The 18,741-nt window shown below is 71.6% G+C and carries 21 protein-coding genes; 8 read left to right on the top strand and 13 right to left on the bottom strand.

All coding sequences use genetic code 11. The features are described from left to right. Positions 1–14 precede the first annotated feature (14 nt). Complete coding sequence (locus tag E3328_RS15120) at positions 15–296, top strand: hypothetical protein (RefSeq protein ID WP_135365453.1); 282 nt, start codon at positions 15–17, stop codon at positions 294–296. Between the two features lie 596 nt (positions 297–892). Here E3328_RS15120 and E3328_RS15115 read toward each other — a convergent pair. Further along, entirely contained in the window at positions 893–2,407 is a 1,515-nt protein-coding gene (locus E3328_RS15115) for a glutamate-cysteine ligase family protein (RefSeq protein ID WP_135365452.1), read from the bottom strand. Positions 2,408–2,527: 120 nt separating this feature from the next. Here E3328_RS15115 and E3328_RS15110 point away from each other — a divergent pair, with 120 nt between their 5' ends. The 3 genes from E3328_RS15110 (at position 2,528) to E3328_RS15100 (ending at position 6,103) form a co-directional block, all read left to right on the top strand. Further along, positions 2,528–3,319, top strand: a complete 792-nt coding sequence (locus E3328_RS15110) for a hypothetical protein (RefSeq protein ID WP_135365451.1) — start codon at positions 2,528–2,530, stop codon at positions 3,317–3,319. Then, positions 3,316–4,659: a hypothetical protein gene (locus E3328_RS15105; RefSeq protein ID WP_135365450.1), complete on the top strand. Its 1,344-nt coding sequence runs from the start codon at positions 3,316–3,318 to the stop codon at positions 4,657–4,659. Before E3328_RS15110 ends, E3328_RS15105 begins: the two co-directional genes overlap by 4 nt. Before the next feature lie 82 nt (positions 4,660–4,741). After that, positions 4,742–6,103, top strand: a complete 1,362-nt coding sequence (locus E3328_RS15100) for a hypothetical protein (RefSeq protein ID WP_135365449.1) — start codon at positions 4,742–4,744, stop codon at positions 6,101–6,103. Positions 6,104–6,140: 37 nt separating this feature from the next. Here E3328_RS15100 and E3328_RS15095 read toward each other — a convergent pair whose 3' ends face one another. Next, positions 6,141–6,590: a TIGR00725 family protein gene (locus E3328_RS15095; RefSeq protein WP_135365448.1), complete on the bottom strand. Its 450-nt coding sequence runs from the start codon at positions 6,588–6,590 to the stop codon at positions 6,141–6,143. A gap of 101 nt (positions 6,591–6,691) precedes the next feature. On the opposite strand from E3328_RS15095, the gene E3328_RS15090 reads away from it, so the two are divergent. Continuing rightward, a complete protein-coding gene (locus tag E3328_RS15090) occupies positions 6,692–7,201 on the top strand; it encodes a histidine kinase (RefSeq protein ID WP_135365447.1) in 510 nt (169 codons plus the stop codon). Between the two features lie 186 nt (positions 7,202–7,387). On the opposite strand, the gene E3328_RS15085 is transcribed toward E3328_RS15090, so the two are convergent. The 6 genes from E3328_RS15085 to E3328_RS15060 form a co-directional block, all read right to left on the bottom strand. After that, positions 7,388–7,630, bottom strand: coding sequence for a type II toxin-antitoxin system HicA family toxin (locus E3328_RS15085; protein WP_135365446.1), 243 nt, complete (start codon positions 7,628–7,630; stop codon positions 7,388–7,390). Between the two features lie 64 nt (positions 7,631–7,694). Beyond that, positions 7,695–7,919 carry a type II toxin-antitoxin system HicB family antitoxin gene (locus tag E3328_RS15080; RefSeq protein ID WP_135365445.1) on the bottom strand — a complete coding sequence of 75 codons (225 nt, stop codon included), beginning with the start codon at positions 7,917–7,919 and terminating at the stop codon, positions 7,695–7,697. Positions 7,920–8,063: 144 nt separating this feature from the next. Beyond that, positions 8,064–9,506 carry a class III poly(R)-hydroxyalkanoic acid synthase subunit PhaC gene (gene phaC / locus E3328_RS15075; RefSeq protein ID WP_135365444.1) on the bottom strand — a complete coding sequence of 481 codons (1,443 nt, stop codon included), beginning with the start codon at positions 9,504–9,506 and terminating at the stop codon, positions 8,064–8,066. Position 9,507: 1 nt separating this feature from the next. Next, positions 9,508–10,053, bottom strand: coding sequence for a poly(R)-hydroxyalkanoic acid synthase subunit PhaE (locus E3328_RS15070; protein WP_135365443.1), 546 nt, complete (start codon positions 10,051–10,053; stop codon positions 9,508–9,510). Between the two features lie 39 nt (positions 10,054–10,092). Beyond that, entirely contained in the window at positions 10,093–10,641 is a 549-nt protein-coding gene (locus E3328_RS15065) for a hypothetical protein (protein ID WP_135365442.1), read from the bottom strand. A gap of 5 nt (positions 10,642–10,646) precedes the next feature. Continuing rightward, complete coding sequence (locus E3328_RS15060; protein ID WP_135365441.1) at positions 10,647–10,940, bottom strand: AbrB/MazE/SpoVT family DNA-binding domain-containing protein; 294 nt, start codon at positions 10,938–10,940, stop codon at positions 10,647–10,649. 506 nt (positions 10,941–11,446) lie between these two features. On the opposite strand from E3328_RS15060, the gene E3328_RS15055 reads away from it, so the two are divergent. Further along, a complete protein-coding gene (locus tag E3328_RS15055) occupies positions 11,447–12,001 on the top strand; it encodes a MaoC family dehydratase (protein WP_135365744.1) in 555 nt (184 codons plus the stop codon). 45 nt (positions 12,002–12,046) lie between these two features. On the opposite strand, the gene E3328_RS15050 is transcribed toward E3328_RS15055, so the two are convergent. Beyond that, a complete protein-coding gene (locus E3328_RS15050) occupies positions 12,047–13,432 on the bottom strand; it encodes an oxidoreductase (protein ID WP_135365440.1) in 1,386 nt (461 codons plus the stop codon). A 120-nt stretch (positions 13,433–13,552) separates the two neighbouring features. On the opposite strand from E3328_RS15050, the gene E3328_RS15045 reads away from it, so the two are divergent. After that, on the top strand, positions 13,553–14,011 hold the full coding sequence (locus E3328_RS15045; RefSeq protein WP_135365439.1) for a universal stress protein: 459 nt from the start codon (positions 13,553–13,555) through the stop codon (positions 14,009–14,011). A gap of 84 nt (positions 14,012–14,095) precedes the next feature. Then, complete coding sequence (locus tag E3328_RS15040; protein ID WP_135365438.1) at positions 14,096–14,641, top strand: phosphopantetheine adenylyltransferase; 546 nt, start codon at positions 14,096–14,098, stop codon at positions 14,639–14,641. 1 nt (position 14,642) lies between these two features. Here E3328_RS15040 and E3328_RS15035 read toward each other — a convergent pair whose 3' ends face one another. The 4 genes from E3328_RS15035 to E3328_RS15020 all read right to left on the bottom strand — a co-directional run bounded on the left by E3328_RS15035 (position 14,643) and on the right by E3328_RS15020 (position 18,680). Beyond that, a complete protein-coding gene (locus E3328_RS15035; RefSeq protein WP_135365437.1) occupies positions 14,643–15,092 on the bottom strand; it encodes a universal stress protein in 450 nt (149 codons plus the stop codon). A gap of 64 nt (positions 15,093–15,156) precedes the next feature. Continuing rightward, positions 15,157–15,603, bottom strand: coding sequence for a universal stress protein (locus E3328_RS15030; protein ID WP_135365436.1), 447 nt, complete (start codon positions 15,601–15,603; stop codon positions 15,157–15,159). Positions 15,604–15,661: 58 nt separating this feature from the next. Further along, positions 15,662–16,189: a KEOPS complex subunit Cgi121 gene (gene cgi121 / locus E3328_RS15025; protein ID WP_135365435.1), complete on the bottom strand. Its 528-nt coding sequence runs from the start codon at positions 16,187–16,189 to the stop codon at positions 15,662–15,664. Positions 16,190–16,235: 46 nt separating this feature from the next. After that, complete coding sequence (locus tag E3328_RS15020; RefSeq protein WP_135365434.1) at positions 16,236–18,680, bottom strand: ATP-dependent DNA helicase; 2,445 nt, start codon at positions 18,678–18,680, stop codon at positions 16,236–16,238. Positions 18,681–18,741 lie beyond the last annotated feature (61 nt).

The raw sequence follows: 18,741 nt of genomic DNA, 5'->3' as shown, positions 1-18,741 counted from the left end.
AGGAAGGGTCGTACATGGCGCCGGGGCCGTACGAGCGGGTGCTGGAGACGCTGGAAGACCTAGACGCCCGTCTCGCCGGGCTCGAGGTCGGATACAATGAGACCAACGCCTCGGCGGCCCGGGAACACGTCGACCAGCTCGGGAACTTCTTCGAGAACGAGCCCGAGGACTTCCTCGCGCTCCGGGAGGCGGTCGAGCGCCTCGTCGAGACGGAGGACTCGACCCACGCCGCGACGGCCAAGGAACACGCCGACGCACTCAGGGACCGCGTCGAGGCCCAGCTCGACGAGGAGTGAGTCGGAACCGAATGACGGGACCTCGAAACCCCTCGTCCGAGAACTGACATTGTGCGGGAGTGATCGCAGGGGATAGCAGGCGACGAAAGCCCTCGACGCGCTCGCTAGCAGTCGTCTCGACCGCAACTGCAGCTGACAGCAAGCGACGAAAGCCCTCGGCGCGCTCGCTAACTGGAGTCGCTACCGCAGTCGACAGCAAGCGACGAAAGCCCTCGGCGCGCTCGCGGTCGCTGAGCGGGATACCCTCGCTTCGCTCGGGTAGTGCCCGCTCAGGCGACTAAAGTGGACGCGAGCCCGCCTCGCCCTTTCAGTCCGCCAGGAACAGCGACCGCCCCGCACCGCGACCGCAGACGGCCACGACCCTCCCCAGCCGATTCGCTCGTTCGCTCTGCTCACTCGCTCATCCACCGTCAGAGCACGCGCTGACGAGCCTTCGCTCGCAGGCTCGCGAAGACCTCGCGCGGCTCCGGTCGCGCGATGAAACGCGACAGCGCGCGCCACCGCAACCGCTCGTCTCTCACCGGTACTGATCGAAAGGGAGGGGATGCGGGAACCGTCGTCAGTACACTCGAAGACGGTGAGGACGGGGCGCCGTCTCAGAGCCAGTCGATGAACGTGCCCTCCAGCAGCGTCTCCTCCTGGTGGTCGACGTAGGTCGACTGCATCCCCCAGATGGCCTCGGCGAGGGGGGCCGACTCCTCGACGGCGGCGGCGACGTGGTCGTGTTTCCAGCGGGCGGGGGTGATCCGGCGGTCGGCCCGCTCGCGCAGCGGCCGGACGTACCGGCGGGCGGCGTCGGTCGGGAGGCCCTGCCGCTCCAGGCCCTGCCGGGCGGCCTCGAACAGCTCGCCGTAGATGTGGTCGAGGTCCGTCGTCTCCTCGCCGTCGGAGGTGATCCAGGTGAGGTCGGCCTCCAGCCCCTCGCGGCTGGCGGCGTAGAAGTTCTCGCGAGCGGTCTCCCACTCCAGCGCCCGGACGGGGTGTTCGATGCTGACGAGCGCGGTGAGCAGGCCGGCGAAGACGGCCTGGAAGCTGACGGCGTCGCGGACGGTCGGCTGGCCGGGCAGCGGGCGGAACTCGATGCGGGCGTTGGCCTGGGCCTCGGTCGCGCCGTCGAAGACCGGGCGGATCCACCGCCAGTAGCTGCCGTGTTTGTGCCGCAGGTGGGCGAAGGCGTCGTCGAAGCGCTGGCCGGCCTCGACCTCCATCGGGACGATCGTCTCGTCGGCGACGATGTCGTCGATGGCCGCCTCGACGCTGTCGAAGTCCGGCGGGAACCGCACCTTGTCGGGTGCCTCGTCGTCGGCGGGGTTGAGCACGTCCTCGAAGACGGTGATGCGGTTCTCCATCCAGGCGTCGGCGACGATCTCCTCGTCGTCGGCGTCCTCGTAGAGGTCCGGCGGGAAGAACGGGGCGTTGACGCCGAGCGCGAGCAGCGGCCCGGCCACTCGCAGCGCGTAGCGGAAGTACTCCGGCAGGTCCGGGGCGTGGGGGATCTGGTAGTGCGGTTGAATGGAGGTGATGAGGCTCTCGGGCATGACGGTGTCGGCCGACAGCGAGACGTGGGGCGCCTCGACGCGCATGCCCGTCGGGTAGTCGGTGTTGGCCATCGTGTGGTAGCGGGCGGCGTCTGACATGTTGGTCGCGATGCGGACGCCGTCCTGTTCGACCGAGTCACAGAGGTACTCCGTGGACGTCTCGCCGGTCGGCGGGACGGTCCACATCCCGTCGCTGACCAGCCGGATGTCGTCGCGGGCGGTCCGCTCCAGCGCGGGCGCGAGGTTGGCCTTGAGTTCGTGCTCCTGGGCGGCGAGGCCGTGCTCGTTGAGCGGCTGGGGACTGGTCTGCATCTCGGCGTTGTGCAGGCCGAGCTCCTTCTCGAAGCCGATGAGGTCGAGCAGCCCGCGGGGGACCCGCCGGAGCGATCCCGAGCGGGCGTCGACGGCGTACAGCTCGAGTTCGAGGCCGACGATGGCCTCCGTGTTGTCGAAGGTGCCGTCGCGCACCGCCGTCTTGAGCTGCTCGGCTTCCTCGGCGGCCCGCCGGTCGAACGCCTCGGGGTCGACATCCTTGGCCGATCGCACGCGCGCCGCGAGTTCGGAGCCGGACATACCACCCCGTTCGGCCGCCCCGGTACTTGAACGTGCGGCACTCGGGCGCAACGTGGAGCGTCGTACACCCGGGGCGACGAGCCACGAGATATTTACCGCCGACGCGCCCAGGACGTGTCGATGCCCCGACTCACCCGCCGCCGCGCCCTCCAGGCAGCGGTCGGACTGGCCGCCGGGCTGGCCGGCTGTCCCGACGGCGAGACCGACGCCGGCCGCGGCGACGCCGGTACCGCCGTCGGCTCGCCGACGCCACCCGCCGACCGCGGCGGCGACAGCGCCGACGACCTCGAATCCGTGACGCTCCGCGCCGACGAAGCCGGCTACGACGACCCGCTCGCGTGGTTCGTCCCCGAGGCCGGCGACCGGGCGACCGCCGGCGGCACGGTCGACCCGTCCGACCGGGAGTTCGAAGGACTGATCGGCGACGCCCCGACCGCCGAGACGCTCCGGGTCACCGACCGCGCGGCCGAGACGGAGTCGTCCGTCGCTCCCGAGACCGCCCGACAGTTCGTCGCCGAGACCGACTTCGACAGCGAGACGCTGCTGGTCGAGGGACGCTCGGTGGGGGAGTGCTACCGCCTGGTGCTGTGCTCCGTCTTCTGGGAGGACGGCGAGGTCGAGACCCGCTACGGCCGCTTCCTCCGGGGCGCCGAGGTGGCCTGCGAGGCCGACGCGCGCGACGCCCACGTCACCATCGCCCGGCTCCCGGTCTCGCTCGACCCGTCCGAGTTCGAGATGGGCGCGACCGGCGTCGCCAGCGGCCGGTGTTTCCGCCGGGAGGGCCCCCGACCGGTCCCCCAGCCCCGCCCGTCGACCGCGACGCAGCCGGGGACCGACGCCGGCCCCGGGACCGCCGGGAACGCCCCGACCGACACCGAGGCACCGACCGACACCGACGGGGGGTCCCGATGACGGACGACGAGTCGACGCCGGGCGGCCGAGTTACCCGCCGCGGCGCGCTCGCGCTCGGCGGCGCGACGCTGCTGGCGGGCTGTGGCGCCCTGCCCAACCCCCTGAAGCCGGACCCGGTGGAACTCGACGGGGCGGCGCTCGGCCGGGTCGCCGACCGCGGGGGACCGACGGTCGCCCACCCGCTGCCGGTCGCGGTGGCGGACGCCCACGTCGCCGACTCCCGGCAGCGCGCCCACGCGATGCTCGACGCGGCGCCGCTGCCGCTGACCGCCGACGAACTCCCCAACGGCGCGATGCGCGAGGCGATCGCCGACCACGCCGAACACGCCCGCGAGCACCTCGCCGAGGCGGTCCGCGAGACGGACACGCGCGAGCGGCTCGAACTGATCGCCCACGCCCGCGGTCCCGCCCGCGCGGTCGAGGCCGCGTGGGCCGCCGTCGAGGACGAGTTGACCGCGACGGACGTGCGCTCGGCCCGGGCGTCGGTGCGCGAGGACATCAGCGAGTTCCGCGACGGCCGGGAGTTCGTCGGCGACCCCGAGGACCCGGTCGCGGCGGCGATCGTCCACGCGCTCGTGGGGGAGTGGGTCCGCGAGGCCGAGCGCCACGCCCGGGACGGAGCGAGCGACGACCGGGCGCCCGTCACGCCGCTCGTCCTCGGCGAACGGGCGAGCGAGGTCGAACAGGCCCGAGCCGCGCTGGGAAACGCCCGCCACGTCGACAGACAGTTCGCCGCCTCGCTCGCGGAGCCGCGGTCGCTGGAGTCGACGTTCGCGGACGCCCGCGACTCGCTGGCCGAGACGATCGACTCGCGGATGGCCGACAGACCCGCCGAACACGCGGACCTCCCGGACCTCGTCGACGGCGGCGGCGACCTGGAGGGGACGGTCGCCGGCGCGGCGCTGCGGCAACTGCACGGCGAACTCCCCTACGAGGGGGAGTTCGTGCCGGAGACCGGCCTGCCCGGACGGGTCCTGTGGCAGGTCGAGACCCTCGCACAGGTCGGCGCCTTCGAGCGGCTGCGCGACCGGATCGCAGCCGACGACCACCTGACGGTCGAGAGCGTCGAGGACGTGAGTGAGCTGCGAGCGGCGGCCGCGACGGCCGTCGAGGACGCGCTGGCGGACAGCGCCGACGAGCGGCTGGCGCGGACGGAACTCGCGTCGCTCGCGGGCTGGTTCGACTACGCGGCCAACGACATCGACCGGTCGGCCGGCGACGACCCGATCGAACTCGAGTGGGTCGCCGACGAGATCGCCCTCTACCTCGAGATCGAGGTGATCGCCGGCGCCGTCCCCGCCGCCGTCGACGAGGCGCTCGCCGCGCTCGGCGTCGAATGAGCCGGCGGCCCCCGCTCGCGGCCGTCGGTGCCCGCTCCCGGGACCACGAGACATTTACCGCGGCGCGTCCCCGTTCGTGTCGATGGACGGACTGACGCGGCGACGGCTGCTGGCTGTCGGGGCGACGGCGGCGCTCGGGGGCTGTCCCGGCTTCGGCGCCAGCGGGGAGTCGGAGCCGACGCCGCTGGACGCGACGGCGATCGCGACGGCCGTCTCGGGGCCGCTCCCGGCGGTGACCGAACCGTTCCCGGTCACCGTCGCTCCGTCGCACCTCGACGACGCGCGACACCGGGTCCGGGCGACGCTCGCCGAGGTGCCCGACCCGCTCCCGACGGAGGGGACGCCCGACGAGACGACGCGTGCGCTGGTCGAGCGGGCCGTCGAGCGCGCCCGCGAGAACCTCTCGGCCGCGGACGGCGCCCAGACGACCCGGGAGCGGCTGGGCGACCTCCGCGGCGCCCGCTACTCGGCCGAGCGCGCCGCGAGCACGTGGGCGTTCGCGACCGACGAGCTGACGCGCGAGGCGGTGCGCTCACGGGCGCTGACGCTCGAACGGGAGGTCGGGGAGTTCCGCGAGAACCGGACCTGCGTCGGCGACCCCGACGACCCCGTTCGGGCGCTGCTCGTCCACGGGGTCGTCGGATCGCTGGCCGAGCGGGCGGGCGACGACGCCACGCCCGAGTGGGACGACTACGAGCGGGCGTCGTCGGACGCGCCCACGGCGGCCGACGCCGGGGCCGAGCAGTTGCCCGACGCGCGAGCCGTCGGAGAACGCGCCGGGACGATCGCCGAGGGCCGGGCGCGACTGGCCGACGCCCGTCACCTCGACGAGCGGTTCGACGACTCGCTGGCGGCGTCCCGGTCGCTGGAGGGAACCTTCGTCGACGCGCGGGCGTCGCTGACGGAGACGCTCGAATCAGGGGTCGCGGAACTCCCCGGGCCGGACGCCACGGAGACCGAACTGGTCGGGACCGACGCGGCCGGCGTCGGCCGGGCGGTCGAGTCCGCCCTTCGACAGCTCCACGCCGACGCCCACTACCTGGCCGACCGCGACGCGACGGCGGATCCGGCCTCGGACGTGCTCGCCCGCTACCACGGGCTCGCGACGGCCGACGCCTTCGAGACGCTGCGCGACCGGGTGGTCCACGGCGACGAACTCGGCGTCGACAGCGCCGCGGCCCTGCGGGGGCGCCGCGACGAGGCCGTCGACGCCGTCGAGACGGCGCTGGCCGAGAGCGAGGACCGGCGGCTGGCGCGAGACCTGCTGGCGTACCCGGTCGCGCGGATGGCCAGCACCGACGCGTCCCTGCGCGAGTGGGACCGGGCGACCCTCCAGCAGGCCGCCGTGAGCGACCGGGCCAGGTACTACGTCGAGTTCGCCGCGCTCGCACGCGCGACGCCCGAGGCCGTCGACGAGACGCTGGCCGCGCTCGACGTCTTCTGACGGGCCGAAGTTCCGCCGGCTCGGTCCCGCACCGCTCTCAGACGCGGCGCTCGACCGAATCGACCGCTTCCGCCGGTGTCTCGACGTGGTCGATGCCCTCGACGCCGTCGACGCCGTGTGTGCCGATACCGGCGACGGGCTTGCCGAGATCCAGCGCGTGACCCAGCTCCGAGAGCGTCCCCGTGCCGCCGTCGACGGCGACGACGGCGTCGCCGTTCATCACGACGAGGACGTTGCGCGCGTTGCCCATCCCGGTCGCGATCGGCGTGTCGACGTAGTCGCTGGCGTCGGCGCGGCGCTCCGTCGGGAGGATCCCGATCGTGTGGCCGCCGGCCTCGCTCGCGCCGCGACAGGCCGCCGCCATCACGCCGCCGAGGCCGCCACAGACAACCTCGTGGCCGCGATCGGCGAGTTCCCGACCGACTCGTTCGGCCGTGGCCGCCTCCTCGTCGGACACCCGTCCGCCGCCGATGACGCTGACTCGCATATTCGGACCGACCGCGCCCACCGGCTTGAGCGTGACTCTCCGGGTCGCAGCCGACCCCGGCGTCGGATTTACCAGGATCGAGCGCCCAGTTCTAGGGTGCCATGTCGACGGAGACACCGACCCACGACCGGTACGGACACGCCGTCGACGTGGTGACGGGTGCCGTGAGCGGACTGGCCGCAGGCGTGTTCGGGAGCATCGTGCTCACACTGGCCGGGTCGACGGGTGTCGTCTCGCGTGCGACGCCTGCACTGGTCGGCATCGAGCCGCCGGCGCCGGTCGCCGGCTGGCTGCTGTTCGTGCTGGTGAGCGTCGGCCTCGGCGGTGTCTACGCCGGCGTCGTCGACGCGGTCGGCGTCGACCCCGACCGGCCGAGCGGCGGTGCGCTCGCCGGCGCGGTCTACGGGCTCGCGCTGTGGCTGGTCGTCGCCATCCTCGGTATCCCGGCGGCGCTGTCGGCGGTCGGCTACGCCGGCGCGCCCCCGCTGCCGTACCTCGACCCGGTCGCGCTCGCCGGCTACGTCGGTTTCGGCGCCGTCGTCGGCTGGTTCCACGCCGCGCTCGCACCCGGCGTTCCGGCCGAACCGCCGGCCGACAGCGTGACCCCGTGAGGGTCCGCCCCGGCGACTCGCCGGGGTCGGACCGCCGTGGCGATGAGTCCATCTAGCTCGATCAGGTGCTGTTCGCCGCCAGCGGAGTGGCCGATCGATTCCGCCGGTACTTACGGCTAGTTCACGCCCCGTGAGATGTTACTCCTGTTTGCGGCGGCGCGGCTGTTGGACCTGCAGTGAGGATCCTCAGACGAGGTCGTCGATCGCGTCGAGAAACGACTGGAAATCCTTCGCGCCGGCCTGCTCCGCGATAGAGCGGAGCGTGTCGGTCGCGACTTCGTCGTGCAACGGGACCGTCACGGTTCGTTTCTCACCCGTATTCGGGTCGATATACCGGAGTTTGACGTGACTTCCGGTCTGATCGACGCGCCGGAAGTTCCACTTCCGAAGCGCGTTGATCAGTTCCCGTCCGGAATAGGGCCGTGCCACACAGGCGGCGCTTCCGGATCGAAAATAACGCTTTGGTTTGCGGGAATTTGTCGCCCAGTCGATGCTACTCGTCGGTCAGCCACGGTGCAGTGGCTTCTTCCAGTTCCGCGTCCTCGGGATCCGGTCGCTCGTGGAGTTCCAGCGCCTCGGCGAGGTTGGCGAGCGCCTCTGCCTTGGTGTCGCCCTGGCTCGCAACCCCGGAATCTTCGTCACGCGCGACGATGTATCCGTCGCTCTCGGTGAGCGTGACGGTGTCGAACTCGTCGGGCTCGCGGGACTGGACTCCCATAGCTCTCAATGATCGGGCCCCGGGCAAATCAGTTTCGGCCAGATCCGTCGTTCGCCGATGACGCGGATTTCGGGTTGCGGGTGGCGAGGTTCAGCCGGTCGCACGTGGCGATCGGTGCGAAAAACGGAACCGAGAGCGAAGAACCTACTCGACCTGCTCGAACCAGTCCTCGACGCGGGAGACGGGCGCGCCGGTGACCTCGGCGACCTCCTCGACATCGCTGGCCGCCAGGTCGGCGACGGTGGCGATGCCGGCGTCGCGCAGGCGGTCGGCGTAGGTCGGGCCGACGCCGTCGACGGTGTCCACGTCCGGACTGTCCGGTTCGTCCTCCGCGGTCGTCTCGGCGACGGCCTCCTCCTCGGCGGCCGGCCCCTCTTCTGCGGCTTCCGCTTCGGCGGCCTCCTCGGCCGCGGTCACGTCGTCGGGTTCGGCCGCGTCGGCGGCGGCGTCGACCGCTTCCTCGGCAGCCTCCGAGCGGTCGGCGTACCACTCGCAGACCTCGGGCCAGACCTCTTCGTGGGACGACGAGGACACCGAGAGGCCGATGTGGCCCGTCGAGTACTCGATGGTGGTCACGTCGTCGCTGCCGACGACCTCGTTGAACGGCTTGGAAGCGTCGGCCGGAATGAGGTGGTCGTACTCGCCCATGATCTGCAGGACGGGCATGTCGATCTCCTCGATGTCGACGTGCTCGCCGCCCAGTTCCATCTCGTTGTGGTAGAGCTTGTTCTCCTGGTAGAGGTCGGTGAGGAACTGGTCGTAGGCCTCGCCGGCCACGTCGATGCCCTCGGAGAGCCACCGCTCCATGCGGCCGAAGTTCTCGACGAAGTCCTCGTTGTCGAGGTTCTCGTAGAACCGGATGTACTTCGAGACGTAGTTGTCGACGGGGTCCATCAGCGCGAAGCCCACGTCGAGGAACTCCGCCGGGACGTTGCCGAACGTCTCCGTCACGTCCTCGGGGTCGTAGTACTCGTCGGAGCCCCACTGTTCGAGGACGCCGCCGGTCCCGTCGAAACACAGCCCCGCGGCCATCAGGCCCAGCGCGTTGACCTTCTCGGGGTGCAGCGCCGCGTACATGGCCGACATCGTGCCGCCCATGCAGTAGCCGAGGACGTTGATCTTCTCCTGCCCGGACCGTTCGCGCACCACGTCGACGCAGTTCTCGATGTAGCGGTTGACGTAGTCGTCCAGCGTGAGGTGCTGGTCCATCCGCGAGGGCTCGTTCCAGTCGATGAGGTACACGTCGTGGCCGGCTTCCAGGAGGCGCCGGACCACCGAGCGCTCCTCCTGGAGGTCGAGGATGTACGGCTTGTTGATCAGCGCGTAGACGATGAGGATCGGCACGTCGTGGGTCTCCTCGGGCTCGATGCCGGCCGCCTCGGGCTGGTAGTGCAGCAGTTCCAGCTTGTTCTCCTCGTAGACGACCTCGCTGGGGGTCCCCCCCACGTCGACGCTCTCGACGGTCGCGAGCGCCTCGGGGAGTTCGCTGTTCTGCTCGGTCGCCTGGGTCATCGTCTCTACGGCGGTGCGCTGGGCGTCCAGCGCGAGCGAGATCGGGTTGAAGGGGTCTCCGCGTTCGCTGGCCATGTTACTCCTCCAGGTGCTCGAGGATGCGGTCGAGCTTCTGTTCGACCTCGTGCTGGCGCCGCTCCAGTTCGACGAGGCGTTCGCCGACCTCGTCCATGTCGTCGCGGGTCGGGAAGCCGAGCTGGGAGATGGTCTCCTGGCTCACGTCGTCGGCCTCGCGGCGCATCTCCATCATGCGCTCGACGAGCTGGCCGTTGGCGGCGGCGAACGCGCTCGTGGACATGACCTCCTTGAACGCCTCGTTGGCCGACTGCAGCCAGATGTCGCGGAACTCCGACGGATCCACGTCCTCACCCTGGGCGGCGTCGGTGGTCCGCTCGAACATCTGCTCGGCGGCGTCCATCCACACCTCGTAGGCGCGGTTGTACCCCTGGATGCCCTCGGCCATGGCGTCCTCCTCGGGCACCGAGTCCTCGACGGCCTCGGCCCACGACTCGACGAAGGCGGCCTGGGCCTTCATGTTCTGTTCGAGGGAGTCGGCGACCGCGTCGTTCATCTCCTCGACCATCTCCGTCCACTGCTCCTGCATCTCGTTGGTGTTGCTCATGGGTATGTCTCGTGTGTACTGAAAGAAAAAACCGTGTTCCTACGCGTCGACGGCGGCGGCGGCCCGCTCCTGCACGTCGCTGACCTGGTCCTGCAGGTCCTCGACCTGGCCCTGCAGCTCCTCGAGCTGGTCGCCCCACTCCTCGGCCACGTCGACCGACTGGGCCTCCAGTTCCTCGTGGGCCTCGACCAGCATCGCGACCTGCTCGTCGACGGCCTCGACGTAGTCGGCGGTCAGCTCGTCGTAGGCGTCGGCGCCCTGCTCGTACTCGTCGGCGACGGTCTCGAAGACCTCCGCGTGGTTCTCCAGCAGGAAGTCGTACTGCTCGTCGACGGCCGCGCGGACCTCGTCGACGGTGCCGGCGGCGCCGGGCACCGAGGACTCGATCACGTCGAGGTAGCTGTGGACGAGCGTCTGGGTCAGCTCGACGCCGCGCCGTTGAGCCGACTCCTGGCTGTCGAAGCTGTCGACGACGGCCTCGTTGACCGTCTGCTGGAGCTCCAGCGTCTGCTCGAAGGCCTTCTGGCTCTGCTCGATCGTCGCGCGCTGCATCTCGAACGCCGTGGTGATGGGGGTCGTGTATGCCATGTGTATCACTCTCTGTTCCGCTTGACCGGGATGACGACGGTCTGGACGATGTCGCCCTCTTCGATGTCCAGCGCCTCGCGCTCGGCGTCGGGGATAGATATCCGGCCGCCCGACTGGACGCGCGTCTTGAACGTCGCCGTCTGACTCATCGCACCGAGCTGGTTCATGTCCAGCCCGCCCGCACCGGCCTGCAGCATCTGCTCCATGAACTCCTGCTGGCTCTCGATCGCCTGCTCGCTCATCTCCTGCATCCCGCTGAACATCGGCGGCCACGTCGGCCCGTCGTTCTCCTCGGTCATCGGTCGAGTACATCTACACCCCTCAATTACATAAGGGTTGCGCTCAATACCATCTGATACCATTCGAAACCACAGAACGGATCGGCATGCTCCGATACGGTCCGGGGCGGTGTGGGATCGGCCGGGACGGTCCCGGGTAGTCGAGGCCACCCAGGACCGTCCGGAGCGGTTCGGGACCGATCTACCGGGCGTCGACGGCGGCGTTCGGACGACGGTGCGTCGGCGACGAGGAGTCGGCGCGGACGACCCGCGGTGGCGGTAACCCGGTGCTACCGTCGGGACAGGGACAGTCCGGTTCGGGGGGTCGGCGGTTTCCCTCCCCGTGAAAACTGCCGAGAGTAAGCGGCGCGTATCCCGCGTAGCGGGCCGAGAGGGCGCGTATGTGCGGGTTTCGACGTTCTCGTACCACTACGTTTTAATAGCATCAAACCTAAACGCGGGTATCGATGAGTTCCCAACCGCACCGGAACGCGCTGCTTGACACGTGGGCGGAGACCTCCTCGCACATGTTCAACAGCGTCGTTGCGGCCAATCGGGCGGCGTTCGCGGCCTTCGGCGTCACGCCGTCGGACGACGAGGAGGGCGTCGAGGCCGTCGACCGCATCGAGGCCGACGAGGACCTGCCCGAGTGGCACGTCGAGCTGACGGAACACGACCGCGGCCGGCTGGGCGTCGGCGACCGCGTCGAGTTCACCAAGACCATCTCCGACCGGGACGTGCAGTCGTTCGCCGCCGCCAGCGGCGACACCAACCCGCTGCACCTCGACGACGAGTTCGCGAGCAAGACGCGCTTCCGGGGCCGCATCGCCCACGGGACGCTCGTCGGCGGCCTCATCTCCGCCGCGCTCGCGCGCCTGCCCGGGCTCACCATCTACCTCTCCCAGGATCTCGAGTTCCACAACCCCGTCCGCCTGGGCGACCGCCTGACCGCGGTCTGCGAGATCGTCGAGGACCTCGGCGACGACCAGTACCGCCTGACCACCCGCGTCGTCGACGACGGCGAGACCATCATCGACGGCGAGGCCGTCGTCCTCGTCGATGAACTGCCCGACGACGAGTAAGCAGCCGCTTCGTCTCCGTCTCCCGCGCCGAACGCGACTCGCCGCTCACTCTCCGCCCTCGTGAGCGCCGTTCTCCTGTCGCTCGTAGACGCCCTCCCCTTCGAGTCGAGCGCGCTCCCGGACCACCGAGGGCGTCCGACAGAACCCGGGCGCGCCCGTCACCTGCGGGACGGTGCAGTTGTTGCAGCTCTCGCAGAGCGCCCGGGGGGCGGCCCCGCCGTCGCGGTCCGTCCCGCTCCTCAACAGCCGCGCTCCCAGCCGCGGCTCGGCGTAGAACGGCCGCCCCATCCCCACCAGGTCGCAGGCCGGTTCCCCGTCCGGACCGCCGCCGAGTAGCGCCTCGCAGGTCTCCCGCTCGCGGATCCCGCCCTCGCACAGCACCGGCACGTCGACCCGGCGGCGTACCCGCCGGCAGAGGTCGGCGTTCCAGCCCGGCTCCTCGGGGAACCGGCGGCTCTGTAGCCGGTTCAGCGCGGCTACGGCCTTCGCCTTCAGCGGGCTCCCGAAAGCGGCTGCGTAGCCCGACTGCAGGTCCGCGTGCTCCCACGCTCGGTCGGGATAGGCGCCCCGCACGACGCTCATGTCCCAGAACGTCGAGACCTCCACCGGGACCACGGCGTCGTACCCGATATCGACGACGCGCTCGCAGAGATCGATCGCGTCCTCGCGGGAGAGACGGCGGCGGACGAACCGCGGCGCGGCGGTCTCGGCTGGCACCTTCGTCACCAGCGGCAGGTCGCCCGCGCGCTCGCGGACGGCGTCGCGGACCGCTTCGAGGAAGCGTACGCCGCCGCTGCCCGGCGGTTCGTCCGCGCCCGTCCCGAACTCGTCATCTCGGCGGTTGTAGAACGGCGAGAGGAATTGCTGAACGATCCCCATGTTCGCCCCGGAGAGGTGGATCCCGTCGTAGCCCGCGTCGGCCGCGTAGCCCGCTGCCCGCCCGAACTGCTCGGCCAGTTCGTAGACCTCGGCGGTCGTCATAACCCGGGGCTGGAAGTCGACGAGCCCGAGCGCGTCGAGCGCGCGCAGCTGTGCGGGCGGCCGCGAGACGGCAAGCTCCTCGTGGTCGGGGTTCCGGGCGCGGTGGTCGGCGTGCCAGACGGCGAGGCTCCGCAGGCCGCCGTGGCCGAGCTGGACGAAGATGCGGCCGCCGCGGTCGTGGACGGCGTCGGTGAGTCGCGAGCAGCGCTCGACGAACGCGGGGTCGTGGAAGCGGGTCATGTTCGGCGCGGCGCAGCCGCTCTCGGCGGTGACGATACTGGCCCCCTGGAAGATCAGCCCCACGCCCGACGCGGCCGTGGGTTCGAGTTCGTCGAGGAGGGTGTCGACGGCGTCGGGGCCGTTGCCGGCGCACTCCAGCAGCGGCGCGCGGTAGAGCCGGTTCGGAACCGAGACCCCGCCGACCGTGACGGGGTCGTCGAGCGTCGGCATACCGCGGCTAGCCGAGCGGACAAGTAAAGCCTACCCCCGGCGTGTGGCAGTGGCTACCGTTCGCCCGGCCGCGCGAACCGTCTCGCACCTATTTGTCGCCCGTCCGACTCCCTCCGGACGATGACCGAGCGCATCCTGCTCTCGCTTGACGGGAGCGCGACCGCGGACGGGAGGGGCGGAGAGACCGAGGGGGACCGAACGGGGAAAGTCGACCGGGCGATAGACCACGCGCTCGACCTGGCGGCCCGGACCGGCGGGACGGTCCACGCGCTGTACGTCGTCGACACGGGCCGCTACGGCGAGCCGGCGCTGTCGAGCGCGGAGCTGGTCGTCGACGGCGTTGAGGACGCGGGCCACGACCTGCTGGCGGTCGTCGACCGCCGCGGCCGCGAGCGCGGCGTCGCGGTCCGCACGCGGCGCTGTCACGGGCGACCCAGCGAGGAACTGCCCGCCTACGCGGCCGAGATCGACGCCGACGCGGTGGTCATCGCCGGCCGGCGCCCCCCGGGCCGCGTCCGGCGTGAACTCGAACGGGTCGCCGACACCGTGGTCGCGCCCGGTGCCGTCGTCGGGCGATAGTCGCGGCTCCCCGTTCGTCCCGCGCGCGAACCGCGTTGCGTATCCACCCGTGAGACACTTCTCGCCCGCGCCCGAGAGACGGGTATGCGCGTCGCAGTCGCCGGCACGTTCGGACCGATCCACGACGGACACCGCGCGCTGTTCCGCACGGCGCTCGAACGCGGCGACGAGGGCGTCCTCGTCGCACTGACGAGCGACGCGTTCGCCCGCGGCAAGCGCGAGCGACCGGTGCCCGACTTCGCGGAGCGCCGCGAGCGGGTCCGGCAGGAGCTCGAAGCGCTCGACGAGTGGGGCCGGGACGTGGAGATCCGGGAGTTACACGACGAGCACGGCATCGCGTCGACGGACTCGACGCTCGACGCGCTGGTCGTCTCGCCCGAGACCGCCCACGAGATCGCCGACATCAACGCCGAGCGCGCTCGTCGGGACCTCGACCCGATCGAGGGGTTCGTCGTCCCGTTCGTCCGCGCGGCCGACGGCGAACGTATCTCCTCGACCCGCCTCGTCGCCGGCGAGATCGACGAGCACGGGGACCTCCCCGGCTCCGAGGGTTCGGCTTCCGAGGGGTCGGACGGGACGGCGTCGGGGTCGAGCGACGACGCCGCGTCCGAACGGTCGGCGACCGAGTGAGTCAGCGGACGACGGTCACCGGCAGCGACGACCGCTCGACGATCCCCTTCGCGACGCTGCCGAGGACGCGCTCCTGGGCCTCCGAGAGGCCGCGGTGGCCGACGAAGACGCCGTCGTAGCCCTCGGCGGTCGCGAAGTCCGGGATCGTCCGCACCGGGTCGCCGTACAGCAACTCGGCGTCGACGTCGAGTCCCGAATCGGCCGCGCGCTCGACCGCGTCGTCCAGCAGGCGCTCGCCGCGCCGCTCGGCGTCGTCGACGCTCTCGACGATCAGCCGGTCGTCGTACTCGCTGGCCGAGGCCGGCGGCTCGGCCCCGCCGGTGTCGTACACGTCGGGGTCGACCGAGTGGACGGCCGTCAGCTCGGCCCCGGCGGCGGTCGCCATCTCGACGGCGTGGTCGAGCGCCCGGTCACTCTCCGCTGAGCCGTCTATCGCGACTGCGAAGCGCATACCCGGACCTACGCTGCCGACGGCCCTGAGCCTTTCTCCGGCAGGTCGTCTGGGACCGGGGTCGCTACTCGTCGTCTTCCGGCTCGTCCTCATCCGCCCGGACGGTCAGCACCGGCACCTCGGCGGTGCGGACGACCTTCTCGGTGACGCTACCGAGGAGGTACCGTTCGAGGCCGGTACGCCCGTGGGTGCCCATGACGACCAGGTCGATCCCGTTGTCGTCGACGTAGTCGAGGATCGCCCGGTGAGGGGTGCCGGTCGCGACCGAGCCCGTCGCCTCGACGCCGGCGTCGCGCGCCCGCGTCGCCGCGGCCTCCGTCGCGTTCTCGCCCATCTGCTCGAACGACTCGACCACGTCGACGGCGCCGGCTTCGGTGCCCAGCGACGCCACGTCGACGACGTACAGCGAGTGGACCGTCGCGCCGAACTGCCCGGCCAGGTCGATCGCCTCGTCGAGCGCCGCGCTGGCGCCCGCGCTCCCGTCCGTCGGAACGAGGATGTCCTCGTACATACACGGGGGTTCGCCGCCCGGATATAAACGGGTGGCGGCCGTTCCCGCTCCCCGGTACTCACTTCTCCACGTCCAGCAGCGCGACCCGCTCGCGGACGACGTCGGCCAGCGTCCCCTCGACCGCGTCGAGTTCCGCGTCGCTCACCTCGAAGTACTCGCGGACCCGCGCGGCGTCGTACGCGCCGAGCGTCTCCGCCGGCTCGATCCGACCCGGGCCGTCGAGGTCTCGGACGGCCGCGGCCGCCCGTCGTTCGTCCTCCGGGGTGGCTTCGGACCCCTCGCGGGCGTCGACGAGGACGACCGCCGGGCACTCGCCCTCGCCCACGCCGAGTTCGAGCGCGCGGTCGATCTGGCGGGTGCCGGCGGCGTACAGCAGGATCTCCATCCCGCGGTCGCGGGCGACGTTCTCGCCGCGGGCCAGCGCCCGGTCGGCGAGTTCGACCGCCCGTTCGAGGTGCGCGCGGTCGACGACGGAGCGCGCGTCGAACGCCTGGACCGTCGCGCCGTGCTCGTCACCGACCTCGCCCAGGCGCGCGACGAACGCGTCGAGGTCGTCGACGATCGCGACCCCCTCGATCAGTTCCACCGAGTCTCACCCCGCAGGGAAGCGCCCGCGGCACGCTCTCCGCCCATCAGAAGTCACCCAGGCTCGACTGGTCCTCCTCGTCGCCCGGTTCGCCGCCCGCGTCGACCGCCCCGCTATCGCCGCCCGCGCCGTCGCCGTCCGGGCGGGCGCTCGCGTCGGGCTCGACGCCGTCCATCGAGGGGTCGCAGTGGCCGGCGTTCTCCAGGACCGTCTCGGCCGTCCGCTCGCGGCCGCGCAGGGCGCCCAGCACGACCGACTTGTCGGCCTCCCGGAGGGCGGCGCGGTCCTCGATGCCCGCGTCGTAGAGCCGGCGGGCGCGCTTGCGGCCGACGCCGCGGACGCCGGCGAGGTCGGTCAGCTCCTCGCGGACGCCGTGTTCGGCCCGGACGCGCGCCTCGCGGATCGCCGGCGCGAGCCCGAGGCCGAGTTCCCCCGCGAGCGACTCCGCGGCGCCGAGCAGCCACTGGGCGGTCTCGACCTTGCCGCGCACGTCGCCGGGACCGACGTCGTAGCGGTCGGTGATCGCCTCCTCGTCGACCTCGCTGGCCCAGTCTTCGAGCATCCGCGCGGTCTTCAGCGCCGACAGCCAGTCCTCGAAGGCCGGGTCGAACTCGCTGGGCATCGACCCCAGGAACTCCTCCTCGCGCTCGAAGGCCAGCATCTGGTACTCCTCCTCGTCCCCCGAGCGCAGGTACAGCTCGTACATGTCCGGCGTGCGCGCCACGAGGTGGTACAGCCCCATCGCGGTCGGGTCCGGCCGCTCGGTCTCCCCCTCGTCGCTGTCCTCCTCGGCGAGGTCGCTCGCGGTCGTAAAGCCCGGCGGCTCCTCGCCGTCGGCGGGCGCGTCGGCCTCGCCCTCGGCGTCGTCGCCGACCGGGCGCTCGGCCGCGTTCGGTCCGTCGTCCGACCGCGCCCGTCCGTCGCCGCGCTTCCAGGCGCGCAGGCCGTCGATGATCTCCGCGGCGCTCATCGGGTCGAGGTAGAGCCGCGAGACGGTGTGGCCCAGCGATGTCGCGGTCAGGTCGTCGCCGTCGCGCTCCATGAACTCGTTCCGTTCGAGGTACTCGATCATGTCGTCCATCACGCGCTCGAGCCGGCCGCGCTCGGTCGTCTGGGAGGCGTACAGCGTCCCCTCGAGGAACTCCAGCAGCCCCTCGCGGGAGTTGGCGAACCCGGAGGCGACGGTGGCGAGGATGTGGGTCCGCAGCGCGGGCTCGGCGGCGAGTTTCGACTCGACGGGCTCGGGGTCGGCCCAGACGTAGCGCTCGAACAGCTCGTCGAGCTCGTCGTGGCTGTTGGCGATCAGCAGCGCCTCGCCGTAGGGGTCCAGCCCGGGACGGCCCGCCCGCCCCATCATCTGGTGGACCTCCAGCACCGACAGCGGCTGCATCCCGCCGGCGGTGCCGTCGTAGCGGCGCCAGTCGCGGACCACGACGCGCCGCGAGGGGGTGTTGACACCCGCCGCGAGCGTCGGCGTCGCCGAGACGACCTTGACGAGCCGGTCGCGGAAGGCGTCCTCGACGAGCGAGCGGTGGCCGCTGGCGAGGCCGGCGTGGTGGAACGCCGCGCCCTGCTCGACGGCATCGGCGAGGTCGTCGCTCGTCTCCGTGTCGCTCACCTCCCGGATCTCCGCCGCGATGTCGGCGAGCCGGTCGCGCTCGTCGGCCGTGAGGTGCGGTTCGACCGTCGAGGCGAGCCGCCCGGCCGCGGCCTCGGCGTTGCGCCGGGAGTTGACGAACACCAGCGTCGACCCCTCGTCCTCCAGCGTGTCGCGGACGATCGCCGCGGTCGGTTTCTCGGAGTTGCGGACCGGGAGTTCGCTCTGGCTCCCGTCCTCCAGGTGCAGCGCCTGGCCGTAGTGGACCCCCTTCTTCAGCTCGATGGGGCGCCACTCCGAGTCCACGAGCGCGGCGTCGAGCCACTCGGCGAGCGCCTCGGCGTTGCCGATCGTCGCCGACAGCGCCACCGTCTGCAGGTCGGGATTGAGCTGGCGCAGCTTCGCCAGCGTCACCTCCAGCGTGGGGCCGCGCTCGCCGTCGTCGACGAGGTGGACCTCGTCGGAGACCACGCAGGTCAACTCGTCGAGCCACGGCGCGTCGTTCCTGACGAGGGAGTCGACCTTCTCGCTGGTGGCGACCACGATGTCCTTCGTCGCGAGCCAGCCGCCCTCGGACTCGTAGTTGCCGGTCGAGACGCCCACGTCGAGGCCGTACTGCTCGAACTGTTCGAACTCCTCGCGCTTCTCGCTCGCCAGCGCGCGCAGGGGGACGATGTACAGCGCCTTCCCCCCGCGCTCGACGGAGGCGAGCATGGCGAGCGTGGCGACGAGCGTCTTCCCGCTGGCCGTCGGGACGCTGGCGACGAGGTTCTCGCCCTCGGTGACGCCGGCGTCGACGGCCTCGGCCTGCGGGGGGTACAGCGACTCGATGCCGTCCCCGCGCAGGTGCTCGGGCAACCACTCGGGCACGCCCGGGATGTCCGCGACGTCCATTGTGTCCGGTGTAGCGCGCTCCGTGATTTAAACTGTCGGGACCGTCTTTTCCGACCGGGGA

This window comes from Halosimplex halophilum, assembly GCF_004698125.1.
Lineage (GTDB): Archaea > Halobacteriota > Halobacteria > Halobacteriales > Haloarculaceae > Halosimplex > Halosimplex halophilum.
Note: the sequence above shows the minus strand (reverse complement) of the source record. Positions and strands in the feature narration are given on the sequence as shown.

Coding starts and splice junctions, on each gene's coding strand:
- E3328_RS15120 (WP_135365453.1), top strand. CDS start 15: ATGGCGCCGGGGCCGTACGAGCGGGTGCTGGAGACGCTGGAAGACCTA.
- E3328_RS15115 (WP_135365452.1), bottom strand. CDS start 2,407: ATGTCCGGCTCCGAACTCGCGGCGCGCGTGCGATCGGCCAAGGATGTC.
- E3328_RS15110 (WP_135365451.1), top strand. CDS start 2,528: ATGCCCCGACTCACCCGCCGCCGCGCCCTCCAGGCAGCGGTCGGACTG.
- E3328_RS15105 (WP_135365450.1), top strand. CDS start 3,316: ATGACGGACGACGAGTCGACGCCGGGCGGCCGAGTTACCCGCCGCGGC.
- E3328_RS15100 (WP_135365449.1), top strand. CDS start 4,742: ATGGACGGACTGACGCGGCGACGGCTGCTGGCTGTCGGGGCGACGGCG.
- E3328_RS15095 (WP_135365448.1), bottom strand. CDS start 6,590: ATGCGAGTCAGCGTCATCGGCGGCGGACGGGTGTCCGACGAGGAGGCG.
- E3328_RS15090 (WP_135365447.1), top strand. CDS start 6,692: ATGTCGACGGAGACACCGACCCACGACCGGTACGGACACGCCGTCGAC.
- E3328_RS15080 (WP_135365445.1), bottom strand. CDS start 7,919: ATGGGAGTCCAGTCCCGCGAGCCCGACGAGTTCGACACCGTCACGCTC.
- phaC (WP_135365444.1), bottom strand. CDS start 9,506: ATGGCCAGCGAACGCGGAGACCCCTTCAACCCGATCTCGCTCGCGCTG.
- E3328_RS15070 (WP_135365443.1), bottom strand. CDS start 10,053: ATGAGCAACACCAACGAGATGCAGGAGCAGTGGACGGAGATGGTCGAG.
- E3328_RS15065 (WP_135365442.1), bottom strand. CDS start 10,641: ATGGCATACACGACCCCCATCACCACGGCGTTCGAGATGCAGCGCGCG.
- E3328_RS15060 (WP_135365441.1), bottom strand. CDS start 10,940: ATGACCGAGGAGAACGACGGGCCGACGTGGCCGCCGATGTTCAGCGGG.
- E3328_RS15055 (WP_135365744.1), top strand. CDS start 11,447: ATGTTCAACAGCGTCGTTGCGGCCAATCGGGCGGCGTTCGCGGCCTTC.
- E3328_RS15050 (WP_135365440.1), bottom strand. CDS start 13,432: ATGCCGACGCTCGACGACCCCGTCACGGTCGGCGGGGTCTCGGTTCCG.
- E3328_RS15045 (WP_135365439.1), top strand. CDS start 13,553: ATGACCGAGCGCATCCTGCTCTCGCTTGACGGGAGCGCGACCGCGGAC.
- E3328_RS15040 (WP_135365438.1), top strand. CDS start 14,096: ATGCGCGTCGCAGTCGCCGGCACGTTCGGACCGATCCACGACGGACAC.
- E3328_RS15035 (WP_135365437.1), bottom strand. CDS start 15,092: ATGCGCTTCGCAGTCGCGATAGACGGCTCAGCGGAGAGTGACCGGGCG.
- E3328_RS15030 (WP_135365436.1), bottom strand. CDS start 15,603: ATGTACGAGGACATCCTCGTTCCGACGGACGGGAGCGCGGGCGCCAGC.
- E3328_RS15020 (WP_135365434.1), bottom strand. CDS start 18,680: ATGGACGTCGCGGACATCCCGGGCGTGCCCGAGTGGTTGCCCGAGCAC.